We start from the raw sequence: 1960 nt of genomic DNA, 5'->3' as shown, positions 1-1960 counted from the left end.
AGTATTCAATTTTCAGCTTGTTCCAGATTGTTAAAGAGCATTTATCGTTAAGCCGACTTCAGCAAAAATCCGCTTAACGATAACCTGACAACGGCTTTCACCCGTCATCACCGCAAGTGGCGTCCCCTAGGGGATTCGAACCCCTGTTACCGCCGTGAAAGGGCGGTGTCCTAGGCCTCTAGACGAAGGGGACACAATGGCCGGCTTCGCAGACGCGTCTTGCTCTACTTTCATCAGACAATCTGTGTGAGCACTGCACTCAACTGCATCTCAGGTAAGGAGGTGATCCAACCGCAGGTTCCCCTACGGTTACCTTGTTACGACTTCACCCCAGTCATGAATCACAAAGTGGTCAGCGCCCTCCCGAAGGTTAAGCTACCGACTTCTTTTGCAACCCACTCCCATGGTGTGACGGGCGGTGTGTACAAGGCCCGGGAACGTATTCACCGTAGCATTCTGATCTACGATTACTAGCGATTCCGACTTCATGGAGTCGAGTTGCAGACTCCAATCCGGACTACGACAGACTTTATGTGTTCCGCTTACTCTCGCAAGTTCGCTTCACTTTGTATCCGCCATTGTAGCACGTGTGTAGCCCTACTCGTAAGGGCCATGATGACTTGACGTCATCCCCACCTTCCTCCGGTTTATCACCGGCAGTCTCCCTTGAGTTCCCACCATCACGTGCTGGCAACAAAGGATAAGGGTTGCGCTCGTTGCGGGACTTAACCCAACATTTCACAACACGAGCTGACGACAGCCATGCAGCACCTGTCTCAGAGCTCCCTTAGGCACAACCCCATCTCTGAGGTCTTCTCTGGATGTCAAGAGTAGGTAAGGTTCTTCGCGTTGCATCGAATTAAACCACATGCTCCACCGCTTGTGCGGGCCCCCGTCAATTCATTTGAGTTTTAACCTTGCGGCCGTACTCCCCAGGCGGTCGATTTAACGCGTTAGCTCCGGAAGCCACTCCTCAAGGGAACAACCTCCAAATCGACATCGTTTACCGCGTGGACTACCAGGGTATCTAATCCTGTTTGCTCCCCACGCTTTCGCACCTGAGCGTCAGTCTTCGTCCAGGGGGCCGCCTTCGCCACCGGTATTCCTCCACATCTCTACGCATTTCACCGCTACACATGGAATTCTACCCCCCTCTACGAGACTCTAGCCAACCAGTCTTGGATGCCGTTCCCAGGTTAAGCCCGGGGATTTCACATCCAACTTAATTGACCGCCTGCGTGCGCTTTACGCCCAGTCATTCCGATTAACGCTTGCACCCTCCGTATTACCGCGGCTGCTGGCACGGAGTTAGCCGGTGCTTCTTCTGCGGGTAACGTCAAGAATTGACTCTGTTCAAATCAACCCCTTCCTCCCCGCTGAAAGTACTTTACAACCCGAAGGCCTTCTTCATACACGCGGCATGGCTGCATCAGGCTTGCGCCCATTGTGCAATATTCCCCACTGCTGCCTCCCGTAGGAGTCTGGGCCGTGTCTCAGTCCCAGTGTGGCTGGTCATCCTCTCAGACCAGCTAGGGATCGTCGCCTAGGTGAGCCATTACCCCACCTACCAGCTAATCCCATCTGGGTTCATCCACGGGCGTGAGGCCCTTTCAGGTCCCCCACTTTGGTCTTGCGACATTATGCGGTATTAGCCACCGTTTCCAGTGGTTATCCCCCGCCCTCGGGCAGATCCCCAGACATTACTCACCCGTCCGCCGCTCGTCAGCAAAAGTGCAAGCACTTTCCTGTTACCGCTCGACTTGCATGTGTTAGGCCTGCCGCCAGCGTTCAATCTGAGCCATGATCAAACTCTTCGATTAAAAGCTTGATGCTCAAAGAAACTGACTGTTATTTCGTCATGAATTAACTGTTGTTCACTCTTCAAGACTTTAGTGTATTTTTTTGTGATACGGTCTTGTGAGTGCCCACACAGATTGTCTGATTAATTGTTAAAGAGCAG

General features: G+C 52.7%; 1 tRNA gene and 1 rRNA gene. Both read right to left on the bottom strand.

The window, feature by feature from the left end:
- Positions 1-117: 117 nt before the first annotated feature.
- Positions 118-193: transfer RNA gene (locus tag C5471_RS22535), tRNA-Glu, on the bottom strand.
- An 82-nt stretch (positions 194-275) separates the two neighbouring features.
- Positions 276-1820 (bottom strand): 16S ribosomal RNA (locus C5471_RS22530).
- Between the last annotated feature and the right edge of the window lie 140 nt (positions 1821-1960).

This window comes from Photorhabdus tasmaniensis, from assembly GCF_011189505.1.
In the GTDB taxonomy this organism is placed as follows: domain Bacteria; phylum Pseudomonadota; class Gammaproteobacteria; order Enterobacterales; family Enterobacteriaceae; genus Photorhabdus; species Photorhabdus tasmaniensis.
The sequence above is the reverse complement of the archived record's forward strand: the minus strand, read 5'-3'. Positions and strand labels throughout refer to the sequence as shown.